The sequence below is a fragment of the Sulfurimonas sp. genome, assembly GCF_016744025.1.
Taxonomy (GTDB): Bacteria; Campylobacterota; Campylobacteria; order Campylobacterales; family Sulfurimonadaceae; genus Sulfurimonas.
On record NZ_JADGFC010000114.1, the window covers coordinates 1 to 8,465 of the forward strand.

Here is an 8,465-nt window from a genome sequence, read left to right on the forward strand (position 1 = left end):
GTACTAGATTGTCTTTTGGGTCAATATATGGAGCATAATATCTGCGTTCATTTTTATGGTTTTTTATGTCTACTACAAAAAATGGGTCATCTAAAGTGTCTTTTATAAGTCCTATTAAATGTGTTCTGTCTTCATCTCTAGCATTATGACCACTTAGCTTTTTCATAACTTCTTTAAACTTTATTTTAACTAAATCTTCAATTTTTGTTTTGTATGGATTCTTTATAAAATCCTTTTCCAATATACTTTTATCAAATTTCTTTTTCTCAAACTTTTTAGCTACATCTCTTAGAAACTCTAAATCTTCTATAGTCTTAAACTCATTGTTTCTAATACCATCAAAAAGTATATTCTGTTTTTCTAATCCCTTTTTACCATGACAATCCATCTTAACAAGCCTCCCTTTCAAGCTCTATTTTTATTCCATCATTTTCTAAATACTTATCTTCAAAAGCATTTAGATTCTCTTTAACGCTCAAACTATCTTTTTCACTCTGCTCTATACTTTTTTTAGCCTTTGATTCACCCATAGTCTCTTCAAGTATTCTTCTTTGTTTGGACTCTATTCTTTTAACTATGTTTTTTCTACTACCCTCAAGTTTTAAATCATACTCATCACTCCAAGCTTTGTGTTTAATTTTATCTTTTGTTTTTGTTATTTTTTCTAATAAATCTTTGAGGTATTTGTTTGGTGCTGTAGACTTTTTGAGTTCTTCCAAACTCTTTATCTCTTGGTTTAAAGCAATTACATTTCTTTTAGAGTTTTCAATCTTGCGTTTTAAAAACATTTTTTCTTCCATAACTACATCATGCTCGTCTGTTAAACGTTGATGCTCTATTTTTAACTCTAATTTTCTTCTTACAATAGGATCCTTTTCCATCTGAAGCATCATCTCTGTTTCACTTGGCATTGCTCCACCACCTTCATCTACTATTTCTATTCTGTCTTTTACCTCACTGTCCCATAGTGCCTCATTCCAGCTTTTCTTTTTACTAACAACTGAGTACATAAGCTCATCAAAAGTGCCTGTTTGAAAGTAGTAGTGGATATTTACTTCATCATATATATTGCCATCTCTTACACCTCTACCATTACGCTGTATGATTTCAGCTGGTGTCCAAGGAATATCCATGTGATGAATATCTGTTGTAAACTTCTGTATATTCATACCCTCACCAGCACTCTTGGTAGTACCAAGTATAAGTTTTATTTTTCCTCTAGTGTAAGCATCAACTATCTCTTGTTTAAGTTCTATCCCACGCTTACCACTTGTTTGGCTTACTTCTTTGTGAGTTTTAATATTTGTTATCTCTTTACCACTTATGATGGCTATCTCATTTGCTTTGTATCCACCTTTTACAAATCTCTCTTTTAGTTCTTGATGTAGATTTTTCTCTAAAGTAGAACTATAAGTAACTTCATCTATCTCTCTAAATTTAGTGACTTCATGCCCTGCATTGTCTAAAAAGACTATTTGTCCTGCTTTTTTATCTTTGGCTCTTCTTCCTAACACCTCTTTAACTACTGCTTCTATTTTATTGTTTTCGCTAGTAGGATAAATAAAATCAGTTATGCCACCTCTTTGATAAACTCGTGGATCAACACTAGCACTAACTGCCTCAGAAAAAACACCCATCAATCCTTTTCTTTTTTCTTTATCACTTTTAGCTTCTTTAAGTCTTGTCTGTATATCTGCAAAAACTTCATCCACTTCATCACTAGCATCTAAATAATGAGAATTCATCTTCTCATCAGGTATGTCTATATAACCTTTTTGTTTAAACTCACTCATAGAAATTCTATTTACATATCTATCCATGATGGACCTAAGTGCTACTGCATCTTTGATGGCAATGAGACCAGGTTCATAATCTCCTCTTTTGTTCATCTTCGCACCAAAATCAAAAAACTTATTGGCAAAGTCTATATCGCTCTTTATACGGTACTCATCAAAGATGTTGTCATCTAAGTGTTTTAACATTGTATATATCTCTATTGGCTTATTTGGAGTAGGAGTAGCATCTAACATAAAGATATTTTTACCATTGTTCTTAGAGCTTATATACTTTGTTTTAAACCTAAAATCATAAGCACTAGCACTGTCAAGTATAACGAGTCCTTTGTCCTTAGACTTTAGTGTAAAAGCTTTTCCTAGTTTGTTTTGCACTAGTTTTGAATTTACACCTATGTTTTTAAAACCTCTTGCTTCATCTGCTATAATTGCATCAATTCCAAGAGCATCTATATCTATTTTTTTATTTGCATTATTGTTTTTGAGTATTTGAAGATACTTATCTATTTTCTCTTGCATTAAAGCAGCAGCTCTTCCTTTCAGATTATCAGCTGACATACTTTCTCTTAAAAGTTTAGAAGAGTAGTCCTGTTCTACATGTGAAGGTAATTTTAGATGTTTAAAACCCTCATGTGAAATTAAAACAAAATCTGCTTCACTATTTCCTAAAGTATAGAGTTGTTTATCTCTACTCTTTTTATCGAGTGAAAAAAGATTGATTATTTTAGACTCTGGAAAGATACTTTTTATCTCTTTTTCCCAATTCTTTAGAACCTTTGCAGGAGCTACAATAAGAGGCTTTTTTGCTATACCTCTTTTTTTCATAACTCTAGCTAATACTACACCTGAGAGAGTTTTTCCACCACCAACATCATGAGCATTGATTCCTTTACCCTCAAATATAGCTTGAGTAACCCACTGAGCTTGATGAGAACGTAACTGTCTGTTTGCTGGAAGTTCATCTAAAACATCCTGTATTAGATACGTTGCTTTTTTATAATCAGGACTCACATAAGCATTATAAGTTCTGTTATATATGCTCTCAACTTTGTTTAAAAGAGCTTCATCTCCCTTGACATCTTCTTTTATTCCGTCAAGTACTGAGTTAACAACATCTTTAGCGTCTCTCATTCTTCTATTATATGCAGTTGAACTCTCTTCTTTTTTTCTTGATACTAAAACTCTATTATTTACAAAATTGTTGAACTCATCGCCAAATTTGGTAGTTATTTCTACTAACTTACGCTCTCCACCCACTTTTTGTTTTATCCATTTGACATCTCTACTAAAAGGATAAAGCTCAATTCCATTCTTACTAAGCCACTCTTCATCTCCTCTTAGTGTAAACTCATCTACACTCTTTCTCTTTGGCAATAACTCTTCAAGTAACCCTCGTTGAGCCTCTATTTTTTCTAAAACAATTCCATCACTACTATACTCATCACTAAGAGCTGCTAAATCATCTATTTTTTTATATATATCTCCACTTTGATATAAGATGTCATTTTGAACTTTTCCTTTAGCAGTTATTGAGTAACCTTTTTTCAAAGAGTTATAAAAATCTCCATCATTTAAATGTTTATTGTCCAAAGTAAAATCAACAGATCCTTTTATGTCTTCATTAAAAATCATACGAGAAGAGATGTCACTTTTAGAAGTTATTTCCATCTTCCCACTATCACTAAACTTTGTCTGCTTGTAAAAGGTCTCTGCTAAGTTAAACTTCTCATCAAAGTAGCTGCCAAGCTCATAAACTCTCTCACTCTCATCTATATTTCTAAACAACTTTCCTAATGATTTGTCTTTATATGGATGAGTTTTATAGCTGTCTTGGTAAGACTTGAGTAAACTCTCTCCTAAAATACTATTTTGAGATTCACCAGCCTTTTTTATAGCTATTAACTCTTGAACTTTTTTGCCATCTTTTGTTTGTGATATGTCTTTGTATATCTTCGCCGAGCCTTCTATGTCACTAAACTCTACCTCTTTATCTAAAACAAATACTTTCTCGTCCTCTACAAAAAAGTTCTCTTTGCCTTTTGAGTAGTACTCTACATCTTCATCTTTTGCCCACTTCTCAAACATCTTAGAGTTTGTAGGAATATCTTTGTTTACATGTAAAGCTTTTTTGCTTGTATCTTTTGCATACTTTTTATAGTCTAACTTCATCTTAGAGTAGTCAGCTTTACCACTTATCTCATAAGCTTTACCACCATACATTTTATTAACACCTGGTGTTATGTCGCCTAAGATATTTTGAGGATTCTTTTTGTAGTACTCATTCATGTAAATATCATCTTCACTCTTAGACGATTTTACAAAGGCTTCATTAGCCTCTTTTATATCTGCTCTTGGTTCTACTCCATTAGGTCTTTTTTGTAAAAAGATTACATCAGTTATAGCCTCTGTATGTGCATTTTTAGAGAATGTAGATGAAGGAAGTCTATACGCTCCTATAACATCAGCTTTACTTACTATCTCTTTTCTGATTTTTGAATTTACTTTGTCCATAGTGCCTCTGCTTGTCACAAAAGCAACTACACCATCATTTTTGACTTTGTCCACTGCACTAACAAAGTAGTAGTCGTGTAGAGCTTTTACATCTGCTCTATTGTTAAGGCTCCCAGCACCTCTTTTTTCTATAAAAGGAACGTTAGATATAACTAGATCAAAATCTCCTTCTTTAAAACTTTCAAAACTATTGTTGTAGTGAACTCCATCAGGATAGAGTTTTTTAGTTATCTCGTGGCTTGTTTTGTCAAGCTCAACTGTGGTCCAATCAAGCTTAGGCTTATGACCTACAAAGTTACCAACACCCACTGCTGGCTCTAATGCTTTTTTGTAAGTAAACCCTGAGCTATCAAGTGCACTATAAATTCCTCTAACAGTTTCATAAGGTGTATAATGCTCACTCAAACTCCCTTTGGTCCCACTCTCTATGCCACCTTTACCAGTGTACTGACGTAGTATCTCTTTTTCATCTTCGCTTATTTTTTCTTTTTTAAGAATTTCATCTACTTTAGAATTAATCTCTTTTCTTTTAGGCTTACTTAGCTCAACTGGTGCAGCTTCCTGTAAAGATATATTTTTTTCTTTCTTTTTATCCACCGGTCTATCCGTGATAGACCCATTATCTTTATCAGAAATGCTCTCTTTAATCTCCTCTTTTGTCTTTTGTTTTGAATCTTTGACATCTTCTATCCCCTTGGATTTAATATCTCTGCCATCTTCGCCTGATACCACGCTGTCTCTTCTATCTGAGGGAACGTCTGAACCATCACTCCCAGTGGATTGCTGTTCTCCCATTTGCTTAGACTCCGGGGATAACCCATCTTTCTTATTATCAACCCCAATACCTTGTTTAGTATCGCTATTGGTTCTCGTATCATCATTGCTGCTTGGCTTTTCAAAGTTCTCGTCAGTGCTGTATTCATCACTTGTTCTGCTTTGTGCATCATCTCCATAACTTGAATTCTCTCTTGCTGACTCATCTTCTTTTCTATGATTTTCAGCATCTCTTCTTGCAATATTTTGTTCATACTCTTCTCCCTTTATTGTTAATTCTTCGCTACTTTTCAAACCTACTTTTTCACTAAAATAATTTTGTGCTAATGATATATCTTTGTTTACATATGATTTTGTAAACACTTCTACTACATCGCTATTAAATCCTGCATTTTTTAGAGTTATACTAAACTCTTCAGGCGTTCTTATTGGGTTATTTATGCTTATATTAAGTGCATGTAAAGCATTCCATCCAGCAAAACGATTTTCTACTGGAGTACCATCATTTATCATATTTGTTATTTTTATTTCACTATTACTAGGTGGATGAGAAGCATTTACAAAAGCGTTAAGCTCAGGCGTGGTAATTGTTGGATCAGTTTGTAATTTTGTTCTTGAAGTGCTTTTCATGCCATCATGTCTTAGTGTTGATTCACGAATAGATGTAAATATGTCTTCTCTCATTTGATTAAACATTTTTTCAACAACTGGCAAACTTTGTTCTCTTTGTTGTAGAGAGTAAAGAGCCTCATCATATCTCTTAAACTCTTTTAAATCTTCATATATATCTTTTTTTATAACACTTTTAGCTTTGCCTTCACTAAGGTCTTTGTAAACTTGCTCTTTTACATGTAAAGATTCATTTTTTAAATTCTCTTGAAAAAACTCTTGAAAATCCAAATGCTTGTCACTTACTACTTTGCCATCTTCACCATGCACTTTCATAAGCTCATTATCAAAAAGTTCATTTGAGTTTATCTCTTCAAACTCTTCACTACTTTGTGCCTCTGTGATTTTTCTATCTTTAGTTTTAGCCCAAAGTTTTGAAGCACCTTTCCCTACTAAGCGTAAACTTTCTCCTATCACTGGAGTAAAGACTGCTCCAAGTGCTGCACCTTCTATTACATCTCTCTCACCACCATAAGCAGCAACTCCACCACTAAGTGCTCCTGTAGCTGAAAGAGAAAACAATCTTGCTGCAGTGCTAGCGATTCCAATAGGAACAATGTTAATTGGATCCACAAAACCGCCAGCCATCTCTCCAGCAAATCCTGCAACATTTGTTTTGTTCGGATTTACAATGGCATAGTTGCGTTCAGCAGTCTCAACTCGTTTTAAAAAGCCCCCTAAAGATTCTGTAAGCTTGCTATATTTATAATTAGTTTTTAGTTTTGGTGTTGTATTTAAAGGATTTGAAAAATTAGAAGGCAGTGTAGAATGATTATCTAATGCTATATTATTTTTTTCTAAATCTTGTAAGTACTTTGTTGGTTTAGATTTTATTATATCTTCTGTTAGTTTTGTATATCCTCTTACATTTTCTATAGCACCTTTTGCAATACCAAGTCCACCTCTCATCCAAGTAGAGTCTAAAGTTAATGCATCTTTTCTTGCATTTTGCATTTTAAGTTGATTTTTTCGTGTTTCTTTTGCAATACTTATTATAGTATTGTCGCTTAATCCTTGTTTTTTTAAACTATTAAGTGAATTAACTCCGAGTATTTCTCTGATAGTTGGCATAACTATACCTTTTTTATTTATTTTAAGGTATAGCTTTCCTATATTTTGTATATTATTCTAAAACTAGATTATCAACCTTGTGCTGGTCCTTTATGTAGTCTCTATTTTTCATGTTTACATAGTTAATTGGAGCATAAAACTTTTTTCCAATTTTATGAACATTGCCACTATCTGCATACTCTTCATAAAACTCTTTTCCAACTGAAACGTGGTTTTCAGGAACTTCACTTTTGTCTTTTCCCCATTCTGTTTTAACTGCTCCAAGATTTTTTTGAACTATTTCTCCATCAACTTCATAAGTAAGTATCTTATTGCCTTCGGGAGTTACGCGAGTATCAAGCTTTTTTATCTCTTTGCCTTTTGGTAAAAGTTTATCTATTTGCTGTCCAAATTCATACACCTCATTGTCATCTAACTTACTTGTAAACTTAGGATGAAGTTTGCGAAACAAAGAGATGCTAGCTCCTTTTCTCGTTGTTTCATCTGCTTTTTTATCACTAGCAACTTCAACCAATCTATCATAATCCTTTTGCTTTAAATCAAAATTATCTTGAGTGAGTTTTAATTGTTTATTTTGTCTATCACTAGTGTTTTTATCTAGCTTTAATTTATCTTCATATTTGTTTGCCTCATCACCCAGTCTTCCTATATTTGCTACGCTCTTTCCTATTGCAGCGAAACCAAAACCAAGTCCTGCTTTTGGACTATTTGCATTTACTGCTGGTAAATATCCTAACTTCATAATCTTTTCTCCTATAGAACCAAATTATCTTTTTTCTTTTTAACAGTTCCAAAAACTGCGGCACTTGCTGCATCAAAATTGGCTTGAGTTTTATCATGAGTTGCTCTTTGCTTTTTATAAATATCAATATTTATATCATTTGTTCTCTTAGCCTCTTTACCTTGCATATATGTACCATATGCCAACCCAGCTCCTGATGCTAAATTACCTACAACACCTATGTTTTTTGAGTTCTTTGTTATCCAATCCCACATCTTTAACCTCCAAAATTTACTACACTAAAGCCTTCATCCCCTGCAAGTGAGCCTAGTTTTTTTCTTGGTGTTTCACCATAAACACCCATCCTTAACCACAATTCATCATTCATGTTTTTATCTCCATTTCCCACAAATCTAGTCTGAGCTAAACTTCCTGTTGAATTAAAGAAATTTCCTCCCGCATAAATGGCAGCATAGAAGATTCCCCCTGGCATCCAATCAAAAAGATTGCCATACAAAAAATCACTTAGTTGAATTTTAGTTGATCTTGCCTTTGCTACTAAAACTTCCGTGCTCTTTTGTAAAGCAAATTGAGTATCTCCATCTCCTCCATAGTGCTTATCAAACTCCATCTCAAAATCACTGTTTGTTATGCCATATCTTGCTCCTAATTTCTCTACAGTATTCACAATATCACGAATCTCAGTCGCCAATTTAATAGCCCCAACTAAACTAACAACTTTTCCCATTTGCAACATAGAAAAAGAAGTAGGTATCCCAACAATAGTCATATATAAAGATACAAGTTCTGTTATCGTATTTATGGTTTGTACTTCTTGCATCGAAAGACCTGCCTCATATAAGTGAGCTTCTATACTTCCAAATGTTTCTATTTGTTTAGTTTTATCATAGGGTGAAAAAGTAAGT

At 33.2% G+C, this 8,465-nt stretch carries 5 protein-coding genes; all 5 read right to left on the reverse strand.

The features are described from left to right. The coding region (locus QZZ48_RS12615) for a hypothetical protein (protein ID WP_294966440.1) at nucleotides 1-388 on the reverse strand (388 nt) is incomplete at its 3' end. A 1-nt stretch (nucleotide 389) separates the two neighbouring features. Continuing rightward, nucleotides 390-6,818: an SNF2-related protein gene (locus QZZ48_RS12620; RefSeq protein ID WP_294966442.1), complete on the reverse strand. Its 6,429-nt coding sequence runs from the start codon at nucleotides 6,816-6,818 to the stop codon at nucleotides 390-392. A 52-nt stretch (nucleotides 6,819-6,870) separates the two neighbouring features. Next, a complete protein-coding gene (locus tag QZZ48_RS12625) occupies nucleotides 6,871-7,560 on the reverse strand; it encodes a hypothetical protein (protein ID WP_294966444.1) in 690 nt (229 codons plus the stop codon). 11 nt (nucleotides 7,561-7,571) lie between these two features. Next, nucleotides 7,572-7,814 carry a hypothetical protein gene (locus tag QZZ48_RS12630; RefSeq protein WP_294966446.1) on the reverse strand — a complete coding sequence of 81 codons (243 nt, stop codon included), beginning with the start codon at nucleotides 7,812-7,814 and terminating at the stop codon, nucleotides 7,572-7,574. A gap of 2 nt (nucleotides 7,815-7,816) precedes the next feature. Beyond that, nucleotides 7,817-8,465 (reverse strand): hypothetical protein (locus QZZ48_RS12635; RefSeq protein WP_294966448.1); only part of this gene is annotated, 649 nt, incomplete at its 5' end.